The sequence below is a fragment of the Halorhabdus rudnickae genome (assembly GCF_900880625.1).
GTDB classification, from domain to species: Archaea; Halobacteriota; Halobacteria; order Halobacteriales; family Haloarculaceae; genus Halorhabdus; species Halorhabdus rudnickae.
In genome coordinates this window covers 128,187-148,899 of record NZ_CAAHFB010000002.1, presented here as the reverse complement: position 1 = coordinate 148,899, position 20,713 = coordinate 128,187, and the positions used below count along the sequence as shown (strand labels likewise).

Genomic DNA, 20,713 nt, shown 5'->3' with positions numbered 1-20,713 from the left:
GTGGTTCTGTGAAGACAGCGTGGGGCATCGCAGAAAGGTCAATCGGCCGGTTAGCATCGTGGACGACATTGTCGATCGCGACGCGCGTCTCGTAATCGCCTGAGTGTTTGAACATCGCGTTACCCGCGATGTCGCCCTGGGCCCAGACGTTCTCCGCACTGGTCTGCAATCGTTCATCCGTCAGAATGAACCCGCGGTCGTCCGTCTCAATCCCGGCTGCCGCAACGTCGAGTGTGTCCGTGTTCGGTCGTCGGCCCGCCGCGACCAGCACCTCTTCGCCCTCGACGGTGATCGCGTCGTCGTCTTCGCTCTCAGCGGTGACCCGGACGGAACCGTTTACCGATTCGACGGCAGTCGCGCGATACCCGGTGTGAACCCCGTGACGATCGCGTGCGATATCGGTGAACGTCTCGCTCACGTCGGGATCTTCCCGGCCAAGAAGGGTCTCACCGGATTCGATGATGCGCACGTCTGTCCCCAGCGTTTCGAAGAAGTAGCCCAACTCGACAGCGATATATCCGCCACCGATGATGACGAGGCTCTCGGGTTGTTCGTCGAGATACAGCGCTTCACGACTGGTGAGATACTCGACCGAATCGAGGCCGTCGATCGGCGGCACGAGTGGACGACTCCCGGCGGCGACGACGACCTTGTCACCGCTGACGCGCTCGCCGTCGACCGTGACGGTTCGCTCGTCCACGAAGACAGCCTCGTCATTGTATAGCGTGAGATCGTCCTTCTCGCGGTAGGCCTCTTCCATACCTTCGGCGAGTCCCGAGAGCGTCTCGTCCATGTCGGCGATGATAGCCGAGAAATCCACGCCCTCAAGCGAAGCATCGAGGAAAAATCGATCAGCTTCCCGGACATCCTGGGCAGCACTGGCAGCCTGAATGAGCATCTTCGAGGGGTTGCAGCCCCGGTTGAGACAGGTGCCGCCAAGTGGTCCCTTCTCGACCAGTGCCGTGTCCAGTCCCGCATCAGCCGCGGCTGCCGCAACGTTGTTCCCGGTCCCACCGCCGATCACGAGGACGTCGTAGTGAACCATTCAATTGGCCTCCTCGCGATCGAACTCGGCGTCCCACCTGAGGAGTGCTTCGACTGCGGGTTCGAGTGCTGCGCCGCGATCGGTCAGTGAATACTCGACCCGGACTGGCTGATCGCTAACGATCTCGCGGGCGACGAGACGTTCGTCCTCCAGCGAAGAGAGGCTCTCCGAGAGCATCTTCGAGGAGATCCCGTCGAGCGAGCCTTTGAGATCGCTGAATCCCAGCGGACCGTCTTCGAGCAGGTGGTAGACGATCCGGAGATGCCACTTCCGTCCGGTGACCGTCTGGATGTTATCGAACGCCTCGCTGGGTTCGAAAAACCGCGGTGCGTTCACCGTCGTCCGCTCTGGAACGCTCGTCGCCGTCTGCGCGTCGGAACTCATGGTGTGGCTCACAATGGTACCGGTAGACTACTTAATATAGCTCGCGCGAGCAATGGGGGTCCGGACCACCACAAGTTTCAAATAGGAGAAGAAAACTGACGGATCACGCCCGGCGAGTACTGCTCGAAGGACGGAGAACGCGATCGAGCCGTGGTCAGAACGTGATGATCTCGTAGTCGTCGTCTACCAGCGAGCGAATGCTCGGGTGACCGTCGTGATCGTCCAGCGTGACGACGCCTGCGTCGGCGACTGCATTCGAGACCCCGAACGCGCCGGCACAGAAGTCACAGACCGACGTTTCCTCACGAACCGCCTGGTAGAGTTCATGGTAGTCGTTCTTCGGGTCTTCGAGTTCGGGGATCCACTGCGTCCCGGCCCCGTCGAAGATCAACTCGACCTCGTCACCCTCGGTCTGGGCGAACTCCTTGGCGGTTTCGAGGCCATTGACGAGTCGGCCGGTGTCTGCGTGTGATTCCGTTCCTGCCAGGATGACGACTGCTGCGTTTGTCATTGCAAGCGTCGATGGTGGCCAGACACACTAAATTCCGCGCGAACGTTCAAGTAAGGGAGTGACACGGCCGTAACTGCCAACCGACCACCCGCTCAGTGATGCCGATGACCGTCGTTGCCGCGCGTGAATTGACCGGTAAACGCCCGCTGGACGACCTCGGGCAATGCTGGATGGATGTGAACGGCCTCGCGAACATCCCGGACGGTCCCGGAACCAGACTTCATCGCGACGACGACCTCCTGAACGAGCGTCGAGGCTTCGGGACCAATGATGTGACAGCCGAGAATTTCGCCATCGGGATCGATCAGGACCTTCACGAATCCTTCGGCGTGCATCGCGTCACCACGGGCAGTGTCCCCGTACTGGTACGTGTTCGTCGCGTACTCGCGCTCTGCGGCCCGGAGATTGCTCTCGGTCGCGCCGACACCGGCCACCTCGGGCGAGGCGAAGACAGCAAATGGCATCGCCGTGTAATCGACAGCCTGCAGCTCGCTCCCGAAGATGTTGCGGGCCGCCGTTTTTGCCTCGTGGTTGGCGTTGTGTTTCAGCAGGTACTCTCCGACGATGTCGCCCAGTGCCCAGACGCCGTCGGCGTCCGTCCGGAGGTAGTCGTCAGTTTCAACGAACCCGCGGTCGTCTGTCTCGACCTCGGTCGCGTCGAGGTGCAACGTGTCCGTGTTCGGGACACGGCCGGCCGCGACGAGGAGTTCGTCGCCGGTCACTGTCACCGGCTCGCTGTCCTCGACGACACCAAGATCATTGCCGTACTCGTACGGTCTGGCTTCCAGCGTGATCTCGCCGTCGTCCTCGCTGACTGCCGTCGCCGTGTGGCCGGTGTGGACGGTGAATCGATCGGCGTACCGCTCAGTGAACGCCGTCGCGACCTCCTCGTCGGCGTCGGGAAGCAAGTGTGGCCGGCGGCCGACGATCGTCACGTCGCTGCCGAACGTGCCGAAGAAGTGCCCGAGTTCCGCCGCGATGTACCCGCCGCCGACGATCACGAGGTGTTCGGGCGGCGATTCGATCTGGAGCGCTTCGGTGCTGGTCAGATACTCGACGTCCTCGATTCCGTCGATAGATGGGATCGCCGGCCGCGTTCCTGCGGCAATCAGTATCGTCTCCCCCGCAGGCGTGCGCCGTCGTCCTTACCGCCGGAGACCTCCAGCGTGCGATCGTCGACGAAGCGGGCCTCGCCGTCGAACAGCTCGTGGCGATCCGAGGATTCCAGGCCGCGACGGATCGACGCCGCGTCCTCGCCGACCTCCTCGTTGACTTCTCGAACGATCTCCGTAAAGTCGACACCTTCGACGGTCGCGTCGATCTTGAACTCGTTTGCACGTTCAATCGTCTCCAGAACGTCGGCGTGATACAGGAGGAGTTTCGACGGGATACAGCCGCGGTTAAGACAGGTACCGCCGAGCGGTCCCTTCTCGACGATAGCGACGGACTGACCCTGATTGACCGCCACATTCGCCACGTCGAGTCCCGATCCCGAACCGATGACGACGAAGTCAAATTCATCCATACCGGAACGTCGGGCTACTCGCCCATCAAACAGAGTGCTACGTCACGGTAACCCGCTCGTGAGGAAGAAAGTGATATTTGCATAAAGGTAGGTGCTAAATAGAATATTGTTTTTATAATAGTGGTCTATCATACGGCATATGAACCACGAAGCGGATAGTTCGAATTCATCTATGATGGCTCTTTCTCTTTCAGTACCCCCTTCAGATCCAGATTTATTTAAACACAAAGCGACGAGCGACCTCCTTCTGTTTTTATCTAACTACCGATTCAGTGACTTCTCCCTGCGAGAACTTGCAGCGCAGGTCGGTCATCCCCACCAGTCTATCCGACGAGCAGTGAACGTTCTCAGTGCGAATGACTTGGTCGTCGAATCTTCCGAAGGCAACCAGCGACTTGTCCAGATCAACAGACAGCGCCTGTCTATCCCAGACGATCCAATCCTCCACATTCCCCAATCAGAGTATCACCAACCGGTCAAAACTGCGGTCACGGAACTCCGTGAGAACATCAACGACGTCGTCGGCATCATTCTCTATGGGAGTGTGGCTCGGGGCGAGGCTGACCGACGAAGCGATATCGATCTCTGGGTGCTAACACGTTCTGGGCGGGCGGAAAGCCAACGAGAAGCGAATGCAATTGCCCGTGACCTCGAAGACAGGGAGTTTGATGGTGACCGATATGCCTACGATATTGATGTTGAGGCCGTCCAAGCGATCCCGGCATACACCGAGGATATCCGGGAGATCGTCGTGTCAGGAATTCCAGTCTACAAGACGAGTGACTTCGAAACCGTCGAGAATCTCCTCTTGGAGGAAGGAACTGCTGATGAATAGCGACGTGTCGACAGCTACTGTTCTCGTGTAGGTCTGTGCCTAAGTGTTCACACATAGGGGAACAACTTATCAAACCGGCCCGTGTATCCTCCTATTATGAGTCAGGAATCGCTCGACGAAACAATCAAATTCCGTGCTGGCCCGCTCAAGGAAGCGGCAACCGAACTGGATTCCGTCCATCTGGGTGGCATCAATATCAGCGAACTCGCACGGGAGGGGCTTACGCAGTTGCTTCGGCAATCGATGACGGACGACGACAAAATCGCGATTTATGAGCGCTATTCGGCAGGTGACCTCTCGAAGGACGCTGCTCGAGTGCTCCTCGGTGGCGAACTCGACCTCCTCGAAGAGGATATTGATGCCTTCCGTGAGGCTGCCGCTGACGACACTAGTGACTATCTCGTCTAAATGGCTAGCGCCGACACACGGTATCCGATCCTCGTCGATACGGACACGCTGATTGCTGTTGCGAATAGCTCCTTGTGGCCTCAAGTCAGTGGACACGTCAGCCTCACGACGACAAACGTCTGTAACCAGGAACTCAAGCAGCACGTCGAAAATACGCACGACACCGCACCAGAGGGAAGCCGCACATACCGGCTACATTACGGGAGTCGTACTGTGCTTGATGCGCTCGAAGATGACGAAACACCACTCACCCAAGTGACGAGCGTGCCACGGCCCCACGGAGCGGACGCTGGCGAGGAATCGCTCCGACAGGAAGTGGTACAGAATCCGGAGGCTATCGACTACGTCATCTTGATGGACGCAGTGGGCCGGCGTTCGATTCGCCGCGTTGTCGACGACCAAGACGAAGATATCCGTGTTGTGACACCGCCGTTCCTGTTCTATATCCTCTACGACAACGAGCTCATTTCGCGTCGTGAGTTCTGTGAAGCGTGCGGGGAGCTGTTGGAACGTGAGGGCTGGACCGGATACAACGCTGTTAAAGCTGTGTGGGAGGGAATTCCGATTGATTGTAGCGATATTCTGGACGACCACCTACTCCCGTGACGAACCCGTATGAATCAGAACCCTTCATCGACACGCGACGGTACGACAGCGCTCACGAGTTCCTTCGATCGCTACCTGCAAGACAAGGGCAAGGGCCGTGGGGGCGAGGGCGGGAACTACCGCCGGAACGTCGCCCGCGAACTCGAGCGATTCGCCGAGTGGGCAGCCGGCGACCGCGGAGACGACTGGACCGGGATCGTCCCCAACGATGTCGAGCGTAAACCCACCTTCGAGGATCTCGACGAACGCGTCTTCCGTGAGTACGCCCGGCATCTCGCCGGCGATCGGGGACTCAAGCAGAACACTGTACAAACCTATTATCGCTATATCTCTGCGTGGTGCGGCTGGTGCGTCAACGAGGGCTATCTCGAAGTGCATTACGCCCAGCGGGCGAGTGCGATGGCCCCACTCCCCGAGGATGACGCCCGCAAGCCCGGCGATCAGCAAGCCTGGACGTCCGAGCAGCGCCACGCGCTTACCCGCCACGTCGACGAGCGAGCCCGCGACGCCATCGAAACGTACACGACACTCCCGGAGGATACAGATCCTCTCGACAAGCAGCGGGCGCGATACACGGCACTAAAAGCTGCTCGTGATCGTGCCCTCGTGTTCGTCCTCGCGTACACGGCTGTCCGTGTCGGAGAACTGCTCCGGGATCCGAACGACCCACGCCGGCGCGGCGTCCGCTGGGAGGACCTTTCGCTCGACGACGGGAGTATGGATGTCTACCGGAAGAAACAGCAGTGGGACGCCGCGAGTCTTCCCGACCCGGTGATCTCGCCGCTGCGGAGCTACCGTCAGCTGATGGACCCACCAACGGACCGCTGGCCGGTGTTTCCGACATTCGATCAGCGGACGCTCGCAGGGCTCGTCCAGGATGAACTCGCCGACCGAGGAGAACGCCCGGATGGAATCGACGAGCGACGTAACGAGTACGCTCGTGACCTTTTGTTGGCGCTCGACGAGGATATTCGCGCTCCGTCGATCACGACCGATGGTGCCCGGTCGATTCTCCAGCGACTATCAGAGGCCGCAGAGATCGACATCGACCATCCGAAGCACGACTATCTCGCTCCCCACGGCGGTCGACGTGGCATGGGTGAAGTCCTCGTCCGCGCGTTCGGGTACACCGTGGCAGCCCGTTACCTCGACAACTCAGAGGAGATGGTCCGCGAGCGCTACTCACATATTGAGGCCGGAGAGTTGGGCGATGTCGCAACAGAGGCTCTGGACGAAATCGATAGTGATTCAGAATAGCGACTACGGACAATACCCTCCTCAGCCAGAGTTACCTTTTCAAGACACTATCGCGAAATTGCCTAATTGAATGGACGATGCATCGAATGCTGACCAACGGGAAAAGCAGCCCGCGACCACAGAGGTTCTTTCAGTTAGCGACCTGAACGAGCGGATTGCCTCCTTCATCGAACAGTCGTCTGAACTCCAGGCCGTCCGCTGTATCGGCGAGGTCACTGATTTCCATCAGAACAGTACTGCGCTCTACTTTACGCTCACCGACGGCGACGCTGAGCTTCCCTGTATGATCTGGGCGAACCGCTACCGGGAGATGGATGCTGACCTCAAGGACGGAACCGAGGTCATCCTCGAGGGCGATATCGACTACTGGGTCGAAGGTGGGAAAATCGACCTCAAACCGTGGGAGATGATCGTCGTCGGCGACGGCGACCAGGCAGCTGCCGTTGAACGACTGCGAAGCGAACTTGAAGAGCGTGGCTGGTTCGACGACGAGCAGAAACAGCGCCCGCCGGCGTTCCCGGAGCGGGTCGGTGTCGTAACCTCACTCCGGGGCGACGCTCGCTACGACATCCAGAACGCGATCCACGAGCAGGATCCCACCGTCGATATCCTGGTGAAGGACGCAACCGTCCAGGGGTCGGAGGCACCGACGTCCATCGCGAACGGGATTCACCATCTGGACCGTTCAAAGGACGTCGACGCAATCATCGTCGGCCGCGGTGGTGGGAGCGATTCGGATCTCCAGGCGTTCAACACGGAGCGGGTCGCAGAAGCGACTTTCACCGCGAACACGCCGATTGTGACTGCCATCGGCCATACTGACGACCAGTTGATCGCGGACCGGGTGGCGGATATGGCCGCGATCACGCCGACGGCCGCCGGCGAGTACATCGCGAAGTCGCGGAATGACTTCCTCGCTAGCGAGATCGAACCGTTGGAGCAACAGCTCGAGGCTGCCTACGAAACCTTCGAGCAGGAGCACGAACACGAACAGGAACTGGCTGAGGCAGTCGAGGAGGCGACCGCTCTCGAGGGCCTTCCGACGGTCTATTACAAGGCCACGATTGCTGTCCTCCTCCTGCTGTTATTGCTTATCACCGCCCTCTGGCTTGGAGTGATCTGAGAATGCCGAAGGATCCCGACATCAAACGGCAAATGGACCGGGTCAAAGAGATCATCGACCGGCTCGATGCAGACGACGTGTCGCTCGAGGACGGCCGTGAGCTATACGATGAGGGTCAGAATCTGCTGTCCGAAATCCGAGAGCGGCTCCAAGACGGGGATGGTGAAGTCATCGAGATCGAGTGATCGGCGCGGCAGTCGGCAAATCGTCCGGATTAACCAACATTTCACCGGGATGCTCTGTCCTGTTGGTTAATAACTGTGCCCGCCCAGATACAGCCTGCACGCTTAACTACCCAGTATCTTCGAAAATGGCCACTACCACAGCTGGACCCAGTTGGGTGGTCACTTGTACCCGTTCCACCGGCGATCCTTATCGTCCCAACGGGACCGGATCTTAAGGCCTGGCTTAATGCCTCTCCATAACTCGCCCCGAAGGACGATTGATCCATACACCTCTCGCAAAATAGTGTATATGGAAAATGTATATAAACAGTACTTTTTTATAGGTATGGATTAAGTATATTTAGATGTAGCATGGCTCGAGCGAGTCTCGGTAGTAGGGGCATTGATCCCGATGGGGAAAACGGGCCCACAACGTCAATTGAAACCTGGCTTAAAGAGGTGAGTAAAGCACTCAATCCGACCGAAAGTGAGGATCTCTCCGAGCTTGGAATCTATTCAGTTCACGAGCACGACTCTGCCCGGACAATCACTCTTCCCCAAGGAGCATCGGAATTCGATGACGTAACAACAGTCAAGCAATACTACTTCGAAGGCGAAGAGATCCCGCTTCTTCTCATCGCTCCGATCAAGATCTAGTCGTCAGTTGGAATCAAGTCCGTCGACCTGAGATCGGAGTACATTGAAGAGGATAGTAAACGAGTCAAGTTCTTCTTGAAGCCAGTCGTATTTCTGTTGGGGGAGACGCATTTAAGCCGCGCAAACTCGTTTTCGCTACTCGATTCTGTGTCTCCAGAAGTCGTCGATAAATCAGTGTTTAATATCATATCCACTCAGACTGATCCGGGAATATACCCCAGTAGAATTCGAACTTCTCTAGAGAACTTGGAGACTTTGAAGAACTACAAATTCATTACAATTCTCTAACTGTTTTTGAGCACGCTCGTCCTGCGCACTGATAATGTGTGCGCAGACTTCGACCGGGAAGACGTCGGCCAGTACTGGTGAAACGACTTCTGTGGTCCGTGTAATTCATCGATCCGTCGGCCCGATTCTCCTGTCGCTGTTGCCACTGCTTCTGTTTGTCGGCACGGCGGCCGCTCAATCGAACAATTCGACTGCGGGGACCGGATCCGCATTCTGCGGGACGAACATGGCCGCCACGATCGAGAACATATTCGCCATCATCCAATTCGGGGGCCCGCTCATTGGCGGTGTTCTCGCCCTCGGTGCCACTGTGGCAATTCCGTTTACGCGACGGTCTGATTGGAAAAAGGAGATGAAGACGGTCCGCAATCAGGGCCTACTCTGGGGTGTTATCGTCGCGCCACTCGGTACGGAGATCGTCCAGTTCATTCTCAACAATATCGTGGTTGGTGGGACAAGCTGTGGATTCTGACGGGACATCCGGGGTCGTACTCATGATGCTCCTCATCTCTCCTCTTGTCGGTGCAATCGCGGTCGGACCAACAACCGCCCATCCTCCGAACAGTACGGATCACGATGTCTCAGAGGAGACGTTCAATAAACTCTGGTCCGCCGATCAGGATGGAACGAACGGTACGACGAAGGATAATGAATCGGCAATGGAACAACTCGGGAACGGAACGGATATCCCGTTTGATTCGCCACCCCAGGCCGTCGAACAGTGGAACCGAGGAGAACATCAAGAGTTCCCGGCAACAAACAGCTCCGTATCGATCTATCCACCAGATGCCGACCTCACTGACGAGCGATTCATCCGAGAAGCGTACATCGAGATATTTTCCGTCCAACCGGCGACGCACGCTCGACTCTCTCCGTCACATCAACCACTGTACGTTGCGCCAAACGGAACCCTTCGTGGAACAGTCGATTATCGGGTCGCCGTCCCACCGGACGATACTTCCGGCGATCGACGCGTCTTTTGGAGTCTACGGGACCACCATATCGAAGAGACGACGCTGTTCGTCGACGGTGCGTACAACTCGAGTGCTCCAGGATCACATACGCCAGCACTCTCATATACCCTGGACGATATCGCTGGCCTCAGTCAGCAAGTAACCCTGCAGGCAAACATCTCTGTTCGACTGCAAAAGACTGTCCAATTGTGTACCAACCACAATCTCGACGGGGAGTGCGCGAACTGGTGGACGTCAGTTTCCTATCCCACGGAAGAGGTCACAGTATCTGATTCGGTCCAGGTCACGAAATACGAACTCGTCGTGGTGGGCTTCATGGCCCGGTACCCGAACGGCGATCTCGGACTGGTCGTCTTCAAAAACCAACCATGGCTCGGCCATAAACTCCCCAATGGAGATGTACGGGGAGTCTGGCGCTTCTATTCGGCCCGCGACAAAGATTGGGATACGCTCGTTGTGGATTCAAACGATGGACAGCGGACGATTCATTCACCGCTGCATCCGCTCCAGGTCAACGCCTATCCTATCGAGACAGGACCTACACCGACGCCACGCCGCAACGTAACGATCCTCGATGTCTACGGACGGCAGATAGAGCCACCACAGCTCCCCGACAAGGTACAGCTTGACATCCTGAGCGAACCCTACACGGCCAGCTTCGGCATCGCGACTCGAACGAAGACGGAGGAGAACCTCTCATCTGTTCGTGCCTGGGGATTAGTTCGTGGCGTCCACGCAAACCGGCCGACAGAGCAGTTCGGACGGGTCCAAATCCACGAGAGTAACCTGACGCTGTCAGTACGGAACGCAACAGAGCGGACAGCGACGGTACAGGTCTGTCTCGAACGCGCGACGGACGGCACTCCGATCAACACGGCACGGCGGGACGGCTACGTAGTTGTCAACGATCGCCGCCTGAATACGAGTGAGAACGGTACTGTGACTGTCACCCTGGAACGACCGCCAGACGGTGTTTCCGCCCGGTACGAACCCGGACACTGGTGGCAGAATCGGCCAGGGTATACGGGCGATACTGCGACTGCCCTACTTCAGGGCCCGATTCTGCAACTACTGGCTACACTGTTCCGCTTCAGTGTCCCAGTCTCGCTGTTTCTCTTGGCGGTATTCATAATTGACCGATTCACGGGGTGGCGAGTCTGGCCACCATGGAGGGGACTGTGACTGACAATACCTCATCACCGACGGTCGAAGCGTCCGCAAAGCAGTCAATCAGTCGGCGCCAGCTGTTGGCGTATACCGGTGGGACCATCATCGCTGGGGTAGCCGGTTGTTCCGAGAGTACGAACGAGAACGAAACAGCGACGAATCAATTCACTCCACCCGCGGAGTCAGTGTTTGAGGATGTCGACATAGAGGGTCCGAATCTTGTCGTTACGCTTCCCCAGGATCACGATATTGATCGGATCAACCTCATTGATCCAGATGGGAACTTGTTCAGACAGACTGGCGTCGCAGAAGGGGAAACGAGAGCAGAACTCCAGATCGTCTTCAAAACCGGCGGATCGTACACGGCCGGCGAGTATGATCTCGTCGCGGTTTCCGGTGAATCGTCTGCATCACTCCCCATCGAACTCCGCCCAGAAATCAACGTCGTGGCTGTTGAACCTGAACTCGCTGAGGACGATCAAAACAGCACTGGTGGACTGATCGTAACTCTCGAAAACGTCGGAACTGGACCGACGTGGATCTACAATATTGGATTCAGAAATACACCTTATCCGAACGCACCGGAGGTAATCGAAGGAGACAGTTTTGTGGATACGGTCTTTGAACGACCTGACAATCCATCCGATGAATTCCTCGCTCCCGGGATAGAGAGAGAATTCCTCAAGAAACGACGTGTTCTCGTCTTCAGCGATACCGACGAAGTCTCTTGTGAAGGAGATACCGCCGAGCTAGCTGTCATCGTGCAAACCCCTCACGGTGATTTTGAGCAACCGATCCGGGCGAAAATTTCTGGAGGGTATCATGTACGTGATCAGGCAGCCATTCAACATTCCTGCAAGAACGTCAAGATCGAGCTGTTGGATGGAGGTGAGGGTAATGCGTAGTATTCGGACGTATGCTACTAGGCTAACTATTTGTGTATTAGGATTAGTAGTCCTTGAGAGTATACCAGTCGTAGCCCAAAGTGATGGAGATAGTGGAGAAGGTGGCGGTGTCTTAGGCGATATCATTATCGGTGCAATTCAGGAATTGCTCAGAATACTGTTTACTCCGATTAGGACGGTTATCGAGACTCATGGAGACGCAGTTCTACAGACAGTTGTAGGAACTCCTCATCCTGATGCGGTATTCAACCAGCCGACCAACGGAGCTTGGCCTACTATCCACGGGTACTATTGGGATACAATCATCCCATTGACATTATCCCTTTTTGGATTAGCTATTGGGGTAGTGATATTTCTTGAATCCACAAGCCACCTGTTCAATGGATTTCATCGATCAAAGCTCAAGAAGCGGGCATTTGCTGGCTTATTGGGGGTACTTTCTTGGTGGTGGATTGCTGCTCTCTCCCTCCAGTTCATGGATGCTTTATCCAGATTTCTCATTCCTACTGTGGCTGACGTCACGTTATTCCAAGAGCTATCTTTTGGCGGGATGGGCGTTCTCGGTACAGTTGTCGCACTATCTGCGAACTTCCTGCTATTCATCTTGATTGGCCTGATCTATCTCGCTCGCCATGTAGCCCTCTACTTGTTCGTCCTCCTCATGCCGCTCCTCATCGTCTTCTGGATTCCCGGCGTGGGGCCGTTCTCACTGGTCTCGAAATTCATGAAGAAGCTGGCCGGGTTCTACGTTCCCTTCTTGTTCATGACGGTGCCAGTTGCACTGCTCTTCCGACTCGGTGATCTTCTCGGAACCAGTATTGGCCCGTCAGCCGGCGAGTTCGGAGCTTGGTTGACAGCGCTCATCATTCCGTTACTCGCGGTCGTCTCTCCACTTGTCTTGTTCTGGCAGGCTGGTGCCCTCTTCTTCATGGCTGATCGTGTCTCTCAGCATATGTCTGCCCAACGGGCCCGTACGCGGGTATCAAACACCCGAGGACGGATCCAGACAACCAAGCAAGGAGGGAAGAACTTCGCCCGTGGAGTACGCGATCAGCCGGCTGTTGCGACGGACGGGCAGTATCTCCTGAATTCGGGGAATTCTCGAGCCCATGCAACTGGCCAGCGGTTGAATCAAGCAGGGTCTCGGCTTCGGGACGTGCTGGGAAACAGCGGGGATGGTGGGACCGGCGGAAACAGCGGGAGCACGTCTCCAACCTCCACGACGGAGGGGTCTGGGGATGGGGACCAGAGTCAACACGGGCAAACGTACGATCGTTCACAGACTGATCAACTTCGCGATCCACAGTCTCGGCGCCGAGATCGCCATTCGCGGGATGAACAACCACGATACATCCACTAGTACATATGAACGGCGTCACTGATCCAGCAAAGCGCATTCCGAAGTCGCTCGGCACCGATACCCAGTTCCTTGGGAAATACACGTTGACTGATTTCGCTGTTGCAGGTCTTCCTGGAGTCTTTGTTGTTCTCCTCGTTCAGATCGTCGTTCCGTCGTCGTTGACTGTCTGGGGGATTCAGATAACTGCACTCACGATTCCACTCGCAGTCCTCGCAATCGCCGTGGGTGGGTTGTTCGTTTACCTGACACCAGAATACACAGACAGTCTCGATTGGCTCGGCCTGTTCGCGAACTTCCAACGTAGCGACACCGAGGTTACTCACGAAGAGGCGAAAGAGTACACCCACGTCGAACGGGTCCATTCCCGTTACGACGCTATCGAGCGGACTGATGGTGGGGTCGTCGGTACGATACAGGTTACCCCACCGACGATGGCCCTCGCGACTGACGACGAGTGGGAGCAAAAGACGAACGCCTTTCAGGACTTCGTCAATACGACGGTCGAGTTCCCGATTCAGATTTACTCGACGACACGGGGGTTTCCGGCGGCCGAGTACATCAGTCGGTACGAGGATCGGCTCAGCGATCCGGACGTCAAATCTAACGAGAAACTGCAGGCACTCATCCAGCAGTATATCGACTGGTATGATAGAGAGTTAGCCCAGCGGCAGATGACGATCAGGGACCATTACATCATTATCCCAGTACAGCCTCGGGAAGTCCGCTACGAACGGAAGAGTTTGATAGAGAAACTCGCTGGAATCCCCGTTCTCGGTATACTCGTCCAGATCTGGACGGCTCCACCGAAAGAAGAGGAACGTGCCGTCATGCTTGAAGAACTCGACGAGCGACGGCGGCGAGTGGAACGTGGCCTCCGTGGTATCGAGGGCTGTGATACGCGCGTTGTCGACACGACTGAGTTGACACAGTTGATCGCGGAGTACTGGTCTGGTACCGAGATCGAGTATGGCAATCCTGAACAGGTGCTTCGTAGGGCTCCACTAATCACCAAACCATGATTCGAGACTTTCTCCCCTTCGGTAACGAGAGTGATTCGTCGAGCGAACAGACGGAAATCGATACCCACGACAAAACAGTCGACGAGCCTGACGACGAACAGTCGTCCGAACCCGCACTCACCGTCGAGTACGACGCAGAAGGTGAAAACCTCGACGGCATTCCCAAAATCCATCAGACCGTCATCTCGCCGTCGAGTATCGAACGGATGCCGAGTGCGATTCGTACCGGCGACCAGTGGGCGCAAAGCTTCTGGGTCGGGGAATATCCCGATGCGCCGATGGACGGCTTCCTCGAAAAGTTGTACGCGGCTGCCGAGACCCAGCAGACGGACATTAGCATTCATATCGATCCCCGTGACACACGCGAGACGCTGGATTCGCTGGAGAACAAGATCGAGGACCTCGAAGCCGACTACGAATATCTCACCGAGAAACACCGTGCGAGCGCGCGGGGCGTCGAGAAAGATCTGGAGGACCACCAGGAGATGTATGATGTCCTCCGGAATACGACAATGCAGGCGTTCGACGTCTCGATGTATCTCACAGTGAGAGGTAATAAACGTGAGACTATCGGTGCCGAGTCGGTGTCGACGACGGCCCGGCAAGCGCCCGCGAATCTGACGCCGGTGACGCCACGCTGGTCCCAGCTGAAGACGTTCACGTCGGCAAGCCCGATCGCTCTCGATCAATTCAACGAGACGCTCGACAGCAAGACGCCGATGCTCGGCGGAGCAGTGGGCGCGATGTTCCCCTTCGTTTCCGGTGCGTTTGCAGAACCCGGCATCGAATACGGGACGTACGCACTAAACTCGAGTCCACTCATTCTCGACCGGTTCAAACGCCAAACCGGCTACTGTATGATGGTTATTGGTCGGCTTGGTGCGGGCAAGTCCTTCGCGACGAAGCTCCGCCTGGTGCGGCGGGCGATGTTCGACGAGGATACGGTCATCATTATGCTCGACCCGATGCGGGGGTTCGCCGGCGTCAACGAGGCACTCGATGGCGAACGCATCACGGTCGGTGGCCGGCGGGGCCTGAACCCACTGGAGATCAAGCCGACGCCCGACCACGTCCTGCAGGAGGTCGACGACATTGACCCGTGGGGCGAGCAGATCAACTGGGTGATGACCTTCTTCGCGACGTTCTTCGAGCACGTCGCAGACCACCCACTCGGCGAGCGCAACCAGACGCTCCGACGAGCCGTCCAGGAAGCCTACGAGAAGCGCGGGATCACCCGCGACCCGGAGACGCACACCCGGGACTCGCCCACCATCCACGACGTCATCACGGTCCTGGAGGAGATGGTCGAAGGCCCCGAGGAGTACGGCTACGTCACCGAGGGGGAGCAGGAAGCCGTCCAATCCGATTCCCAGTCGTTGCTCAAGGACCTTCGGCCGTCATTCCGCGAGGGCGGTGAACTCGAAAATCTAGCTCGCCCCTCCGAGTTCGACCTCGATTCGAAGGTCATCTATCTCGATCTCCATCAGGAAGAGGGCACCCGCGGCCGAGCGGAGACCAGCCTGATGATGCAAGTGCTATTCAACAGCGTCTACGAACGGGTGAAACAGACCGACAAGCGCGTCGTCTTCTGTATCGACGAGGCGCACTACCTGATGAACGACGCCGTTTCGCTGGACTTCCTGGAGACGGCCGTCCGGCATAGTCGCCACTTCGATTTGAGCCTCGAATTCATCACGCAAACTGGAGGTGAATTCGCGCTGACGCCGGAGGCACGAACCATCGCGAACCTCTGTTCGCTGACCGTTCTCCACCGCGTCAACGAGGAGAAGGAAAAGATCGCCAAGTGGTTCGATCTCAGCGACCGGCAGGTAAACTGGGTCACCTCAGCGAAGGCCGGCGAAGACGAGGACGGCTACTCGGAGGCGCTCGTCGGCATCGATCAGGAGGGATGGTTCCCGGTCCGGATCCGAGCAAGCGATTACGAGGCCCACGTTATCGACGGCGGTGCCGCAGACGTGAGCGATATCGAGTCCGATCCGACGGCCAGTGCGGTCCCAGAGAGTCGACCTGCTGATGCCCGTGGCAATGGTGGCGAGACGACCACGACAGCGTCTCAAGACGATGACTGAGAAACAGCGTTCATCGGAGACGGCGACCGACGACTACGGAGACGAATACATCCGAATCACACCCTCCAGAAGCGACCTCGCACCGGAGACGGTCGTCCGACAGTTAGCCGGACTCCATGGCCTCGATGCCAACAGTGATGGTATCTTAGGAAAGCTTGGTCCCTTCGGTGATCCGCTGCCGGTCTTCGAATTCCTCGCAATAAGCGAGGGGAAGGAGGAGCCTGTCGAGTTCTACTACGGAGCCGATCGGCGGCTGGATGCACTCGAAGAGCGTCTTCGAACACTGTACCCTCCAACGGTAACCTTCGAACGAGTAACCCTTGACCTGGAGCCGAAGTTGATTCCATCGAGCATAGCTCCCATCAGCGAGCATGATGATGGAACAACGAATGACAAGTTCGAACAGGAAGATCCAAGCAGCGGTGTGGAACCGCTAGATCAATCTCATCCGGATACTGAGACCTCAAGGGCATCCGATAGCACCAGGCCCAGTCCGGTCGGCGACGGGGGAAGCGTTCTCTCAACGGACCGCTCTGCATCGAGAACTGATGAGTTGCTATCCGAAACCGAGTCTGAGAACGAAGTATCAGAGTGGGGGTCGCTCAAGCGTGAGACTGATGACAGAGAGCAGCGACCACAGGACGAACGACCGAGTGTTGACGAGACGACGCCATTCGGACTTACGTGGCACGGAGAAGCTGCTCGTCGTGAGGACTGGATGACGACGTTGCCACAGTTCCTCGACACGGAGGGCAAAGATGACGACCACGCCCGTGCCCCGCTGGCTTCACTTATCGACCAACTCACGAGAGCCGAGCATCCAATCGCGTTTCAGGTTCTCTTCCAGCGCAAGCAGGACTGGACGCACGAGGCCCGTGAGCGCCAGCGGAAGCTCCGGGAAGGTGAAGACCGGCTCATGGACTGGTTTCTCGGCGAACTCCTCGGAAACACCGAAAATGAATCACAGAGTCCATCCAATACCGGACGACAGCGACGGTATCTTGACATCGGAGGCCGGGAGCGTGTTGAAGCCATCGACGAGAAGGAACCCCAGCATACGTTCACGGTGAATATGCGGGCCCTCGCGCTCGTGACGGACGACCACCAACGAGAACGAGTTGATCACCGCCTTGACGATATCGCCTCCGTATTCGACCACCTCAATGGACCCTACTACCGTGTTCGGCCAAAGCGCGTTCGTCACGGACTTCGGAAGCGACGACGGGCTACGAGACACGCGGACAGAGTGTTCAACGCTACCCTGACTACCAAGAGAAAATGGCGAAAGACACGCCCGGATCTCGTCCTTGGGCCAGCTGAGCTAGCGAACTTCGTCGTCGTGCCCCCGTCAACCGATCTTACGACCGAAGGCGGGCGTGGGTCCGACGCTCAACCGGAGAGCCGAACGCCGCTCCCCCTCCCAGCGCAAGACCATATGAACGCGTTCACGGATAGCGGGATGGCGATCGGCCGAGGACTTGGAGAAAATAGGACGCCTACGTCAGAGCCGATACGGATTCCGCCACATCTCCTTCCATTCCACGTCGGCCGGTTCGCGAAAAGCGGTGCCGGCAAGTCCGTCGCCCTGATCAACGACGCGCTGTCGCTGTATGGCCAGACGACAGGCCCGGTATTCCTGATCGACTCCAAGGGCGGGAGCCTGCCGGAGAACTACATGCGGGCTCACGCGAAGCGCTTCGGCACCGCAGACCTCAAGGAAAACGTCCTCCATTTCTCGGTCCCCGACATCCTGCCTGGCTTCGCGTTCTTCGATATCACGCCGGCACTGGAGGCTGGCGTTCGTCGCGTCGACGCGATCCAGGACAAGGCCGACCACTACGAGGAGCTCATCAAGCTCGTGATGGGGCCTAAGCGGTACGAGGACGCCATCGCCTCGCCGACGCTCCTCAAGTACCTCATCAAAGCGATGTACGACGAGGAGTACGGTCTCGAAAACGGACACTTCCGCCAAGATACGAACTACTTTACCCATGATCAACTCGAGCACGCAGTGACACAGTTCCATGCCGCTGGGCCGCCGGACCCGACACCTGCAGATGCACCGCAGGCGAGCGACCCGCAGGTGGCTGAAAAGCTGGAGCGACACTTACGATCGAACTCGACATCGTTCACAAACATCGTAAGTGGTGTGAGCAACCGGATGGACTACATCACGCAGGACGCCCACCTCCGGCGGATCTTCAACAATACCGAGTCACAGTTCGACTTCCGCGACCTCATCGACGAGGACAAAGTGGTCATCTTCGACCTCGGCGATCTCCGCGACGAGGCCGGCCGCGTGATGACCGGCGTCATTCTGACGCAACTGTACGACGCTGTCAAGCATCGCGACGGCGACGAGCTGGCCCGCAAACCGGACGATTACGTGGCGAACCTGCTCATCGACGAGGCATCATCGGTCGTCGTCTCGGATACGCTGACGACGCTCCTCGAAAAGGGGCGGGAGTTCCGGCTGTCCATCGAACTTGTGACGCAATTCCCCGAGCAAATGAAAGAGGCCGGTAACCGCGAGGTCTATCTGAACGTTCTGAACAACATCGGCAGTCCGCTCGTCGGGAAGATCGCTGTCGACGCCGACATGGCTGAGGCACTTTCACACGAAGCGATGGATCCCGTCGAGTTCAAGAATCGAATCAGCTCGCTCCCACGCGGTGAATGGATCGCACAGCTCCCGAGTCCGGAGTTCGGCAAAACCGGCCCTGACCCGTTCAGTATCAAACCACTCCCGATCCCGCCCGGCCATCCCGATAGCAAGCAGCCACTGACCGGGGCACAAGAAGAGCGGTTCCAGGTCGCCCTGGAGGGCGTCCACAAGCATACCCGTAAGGAGTACGGGGTTGCCGGCGGCACGACCGTGGAGAGCCGTGACGCGGCGACTGACGTCGCTCTGGAGAACGCCGATGACCTGCCATTGGAAGTCGCGATGGCCCGTGCGATTCGCGCCGTCCAGCTGTCGAACGAGGTCCGCGAGACGAACGGCTGGGTGTCCGTCGAGGACGTCGACGAGGAACTGCTCTCGCGCATTGAGGAAGGCGTCATCGAAGCGGAGGGCTACGAGACGCTCCCGGAAGTGCGAGACGCGTCCTCGCTCATCGAGGTCGATCTCCCGGACGGTGCATCGTCAGTTCAGTGTCGGCTCACAAACGAGGGTGAGCAGGCAGCCACGCCTGACACGTCGACGTCACCGACCGGCGGGGGAGAGCACCACGATTCAGTCCTTGAAATCGTCGAGCAGTCGCTCGCAGCGGCGGGGTTCTCCGTGGAGGTTCTCGATCAGAACGGGGAGTCCCGCCCCGACGCCATCGCGACGCATTCGGACCTCAACTCGGAGCTCCAGGTCGAAGTCGAAACCACCACGCACGTCCGCCCGGCCAAAGTCCTCACGAACCTCCGGAAGGCCCAGGAACAGGACCGAATTCCGCTGTTCGTCGTCGCAGACCACGACGGTCAACCAGCCGCAGAGATCGCCGACCGGCTGGCGAAGATCCTCCGCGAGCCGCGAAATCAGCTCTCATCCGGTGAGACGCGGCTGTATACAATGAATCACAACGTCACATTCAACGGCGGTGCGCGAGCCGCGGATGGGGTAACGGCCGTCCGACCGTCCAATGGCGGCAGTCGCCACACCCGCTGGTTCGAGCGGGACGGTGCGTTCGTCCTCGAGGATAGTGACGGGGACCAGCACGCCCGGATCGACTCGTTCGACGTCGTGTCGAAAGACCAGTTCCCCGCGACGTACAGCTACGACGCCGAGAGCGAGACATACACCGTCTTCAGGCCGGGGGAACTGCCCGAGCCCTACGAGTCACGCGAAGCGTTTGAATCGGACTGGGTGCCTGTTAAGCGCCCGTTCGTACCCCGTACCGACCTGCCTTTCCCGGACTATACGGAGCGCTCATATGCGATCGCGACCATCGAGGGCGACCAGACGCTCGGAATCCACGCGCCAGACACGGAGACATCTACCGGCATTCCAGCACTCGTGGATGCGATCCAGGACGGGACGCTCTATCCGGCAGGGGAGACCCCAGCTGACCAAGCCGATTCGAATTCCGATTCTGAAGGTGATGACGAACCGGACCCGTACGGTATTCAGGCATTCGTCAGGGACCGGCTCACCGAAGCCGACGACGGCGTCGTCGCGGTCGCTGAGGTCTATGATGCCTACGAGCAGTACGCGGCGGCCGGAGAATACGAGGTGAAGCCGAAAAACCGGTTCACACAGGCACTTCGTGACCACGCTGCGTTCGAGCGCGACAAGCAGTGGCTGGACGGCCAGACGCGGCGCTGTTACGTCGGAATTGAGTTGCGCGACGTCGGCGAGCAAGAGGAACCGAGCGGTGCCAGTGCGTAGTCGTTTCGCTCCCGCTCAGG

At 58.1% G+C, this 20,713-nt stretch carries 17 protein-coding genes and 1 pseudogene; 14 read left to right on the top strand and 4 right to left on the bottom strand.

Features of this window, described 5'->3' with window-relative positions; genetic code table 11:
* The 4 genes and pseudogenes from BN2694_RS12135 to BN2694_RS17980 form a co-directional block, all read right to left on the bottom strand.
* Positions 1-1,045 (bottom strand): FAD-dependent oxidoreductase (locus BN2694_RS12135; protein ID WP_135665843.1); only part of this gene is annotated, 1,045 nt, incomplete at its 3' end.
* Positions 1,046-1,429: a winged helix-turn-helix transcriptional regulator gene (locus BN2694_RS12130; protein WP_135665841.1), complete on the bottom strand. Its 384-nt coding sequence runs from the start codon at positions 1,427-1,429 to the stop codon at positions 1,046-1,048.
* 154 nt (positions 1,430-1,583) lie between these two features.
* Complete coding sequence (locus tag BN2694_RS12125; RefSeq protein ID WP_135665839.1) at positions 1,584-1,940, bottom strand: DsrE family protein; 357 nt, start codon at positions 1,938-1,940, stop codon at positions 1,584-1,586.
* A 92-nt stretch (positions 1,941-2,032) separates the two neighbouring features.
* Positions 2,033-3,465: pseudogene (locus BN2694_RS17980) on the bottom strand (dihydrolipoyl dehydrogenase).
* A gap of 337 nt (positions 3,466-3,802) precedes the next feature.
* Between BN2694_RS17980 and BN2694_RS12115 the strand changes: the two are divergent.
* The 14 genes from BN2694_RS12115 to BN2694_RS12050 all read left to right on the top strand — a co-directional run bounded on the left by BN2694_RS12115 (position 3,803) and on the right by BN2694_RS12050 (position 20,693).
* Positions 3,803-4,300 (top strand): nucleotidyltransferase domain-containing protein, encoded by a 498-nt coding sequence (locus BN2694_RS12115; RefSeq protein WP_135665837.1) that lies wholly within the window; start codon positions 3,803-3,805, stop codon positions 4,298-4,300.
* A 96-nt stretch (positions 4,301-4,396) separates the two neighbouring features.
* Positions 4,397-4,708: a hypothetical protein gene (locus tag BN2694_RS12110; RefSeq protein ID WP_135665835.1), complete on the top strand. Its 312-nt coding sequence runs from the start codon at positions 4,397-4,399 to the stop codon at positions 4,706-4,708.
* A complete protein-coding gene (locus BN2694_RS12105) occupies positions 4,709-5,314 on the top strand; it encodes a hypothetical protein (RefSeq protein WP_135665833.1) in 606 nt (201 codons plus the stop codon).
* Positions 5,315-5,323: 9 nt separating this feature from the next.
* The gene (locus BN2694_RS12100) at positions 5,324-6,571 is read left to right on the top strand and encodes a phage integrase SAM-like domain-containing protein (protein WP_135665831.1); all 1,248 of its coding nucleotides are present in this window, start codon (positions 5,324-5,326) and stop codon (positions 6,569-6,571) included.
* Positions 6,572-6,641: 70 nt separating this feature from the next.
* Positions 6,642-7,694 carry an exodeoxyribonuclease VII large subunit gene (xseA, locus tag BN2694_RS12095; protein WP_135665829.1) on the top strand — a complete coding sequence of 351 codons (1,053 nt, stop codon included), beginning with the start codon at positions 6,642-6,644 and terminating at the stop codon, positions 7,692-7,694.
* A 2-nt stretch (positions 7,695-7,696) separates the two neighbouring features.
* The gene (gene xseB, locus BN2694_RS12090) at positions 7,697-7,879 is read left to right on the top strand and encodes an exodeoxyribonuclease VII small subunit (RefSeq protein ID WP_244605445.1); all 183 of its coding nucleotides are present in this window, start codon (positions 7,697-7,699) and stop codon (positions 7,877-7,879) included.
* A gap of 351 nt (positions 7,880-8,230) precedes the next feature.
* Entirely contained in the window at positions 8,231-8,515 is a 285-nt protein-coding gene (locus BN2694_RS12085) for a hypothetical protein (protein ID WP_135665827.1), read from the top strand.
* Between the two features lie 514 nt (positions 8,516-9,029).
* Positions 9,030-9,275, top strand: coding sequence for a hypothetical protein (locus BN2694_RS17770; RefSeq protein ID WP_244605444.1), 246 nt, complete (start codon positions 9,030-9,032; stop codon positions 9,273-9,275).
* Between the two features lie 22 nt (positions 9,276-9,297).
* On the top strand, positions 9,298-10,959 hold the full coding sequence (locus tag BN2694_RS12075; protein ID WP_244605443.1) for a hypothetical protein: 1,662 nt from the start codon (positions 9,298-9,300) through the stop codon (positions 10,957-10,959).
* Complete coding sequence (locus BN2694_RS12070) at positions 10,944-11,849, top strand: hypothetical protein (protein WP_244605442.1); 906 nt, start codon at positions 10,944-10,946, stop codon at positions 11,847-11,849. Before BN2694_RS12075 ends, BN2694_RS12070 begins: the two co-directional genes overlap by 16 nt.
* Positions 11,842-13,209 carry a hypothetical protein gene (locus tag BN2694_RS12065; protein WP_135665823.1) on the top strand — a complete coding sequence of 456 codons (1,368 nt, stop codon included), beginning with the start codon at positions 11,842-11,844 and terminating at the stop codon, positions 13,207-13,209. The genes BN2694_RS12070 and BN2694_RS12065 overlap by 8 nt, the downstream gene beginning before the upstream one ends.
* A gap of 5 nt (positions 13,210-13,214) precedes the next feature.
* Complete coding sequence (locus BN2694_RS12060; RefSeq protein ID WP_135665821.1) at positions 13,215-14,228, top strand: hypothetical protein; 1,014 nt, start codon at positions 13,215-13,217, stop codon at positions 14,226-14,228.
* Positions 14,225-16,318 (top strand): VirB4 family type IV secretion system protein, encoded by a 2,094-nt coding sequence (locus tag BN2694_RS12055; protein WP_135665819.1) that lies wholly within the window; start codon positions 14,225-14,227, stop codon positions 16,316-16,318. The genes BN2694_RS12060 and BN2694_RS12055 overlap by 4 nt, the downstream gene beginning before the upstream one ends.
* Positions 16,311-20,693: an ATP-binding protein gene (locus tag BN2694_RS12050; protein ID WP_135665817.1), complete on the top strand. Its 4,383-nt coding sequence runs from the start codon at positions 16,311-16,313 to the stop codon at positions 20,691-20,693. Before BN2694_RS12055 ends, BN2694_RS12050 begins: the two co-directional genes overlap by 8 nt.
* Positions 20,694-20,713 lie beyond the last annotated feature (20 nt).

Coding starts and splice junctions, on each gene's coding strand:
- BN2694_RS12055 (WP_135665819.1), top strand. CDS start 14,225: ATGATTCGAGACTTTCTCCCCTTCGGTAACGAGAGTGATTCGTCGAGC.
- BN2694_RS12125 (WP_135665839.1), bottom strand. CDS start 1,940: ATGACAAACGCAGCAGTCGTCATCCTGGCAGGAACGGAATCACACGCA.
- BN2694_RS12110 (WP_135665835.1), top strand. CDS start 4,397: ATGAGTCAGGAATCGCTCGACGAAACAATCAAATTCCGTGCTGGCCCG.
- BN2694_RS12085 (WP_135665827.1), top strand. CDS start 8,231: ATGGCTCGAGCGAGTCTCGGTAGTAGGGGCATTGATCCCGATGGGGAA.
- xseB (WP_244605445.1), top strand. CDS start 7,697: ATGCCGAAGGATCCCGACATCAAACGGCAAATGGACCGGGTCAAAGAG.
- BN2694_RS12075 (WP_244605443.1), top strand. CDS start 9,298: ATGATGCTCCTCATCTCTCCTCTTGTCGGTGCAATCGCGGTCGGACCA.
- BN2694_RS17770 (WP_244605444.1), top strand. CDS start 9,030: ATGGCCGCCACGATCGAGAACATATTCGCCATCATCCAATTCGGGGGC.
- BN2694_RS12105 (WP_135665833.1), top strand. CDS start 4,709: ATGGCTAGCGCCGACACACGGTATCCGATCCTCGTCGATACGGACACG.
- BN2694_RS12070 (WP_244605442.1), top strand. CDS start 10,944: ATGGAGGGGACTGTGACTGACAATACCTCATCACCGACGGTCGAAGCG.
- BN2694_RS12050 (WP_135665817.1), top strand. CDS start 16,311: ATGACTGAGAAACAGCGTTCATCGGAGACGGCGACCGACGACTACGGA.
- xseA (WP_135665829.1), top strand. CDS start 6,642: ATGGACGATGCATCGAATGCTGACCAACGGGAAAAGCAGCCCGCGACC.
- BN2694_RS12065 (WP_135665823.1), top strand. CDS start 11,842: ATGCGTAGTATTCGGACGTATGCTACTAGGCTAACTATTTGTGTATTA.
- BN2694_RS12100 (WP_135665831.1), top strand. CDS start 5,324: ATGAATCAGAACCCTTCATCGACACGCGACGGTACGACAGCGCTCACG.
- BN2694_RS12060 (WP_135665821.1), top strand. CDS start 13,215: ATGAACGGCGTCACTGATCCAGCAAAGCGCATTCCGAAGTCGCTCGGC.
- BN2694_RS12130 (WP_135665841.1), bottom strand. CDS start 1,429: ATGAGTTCCGACGCGCAGACGGCGACGAGCGTTCCAGAGCGGACGACG.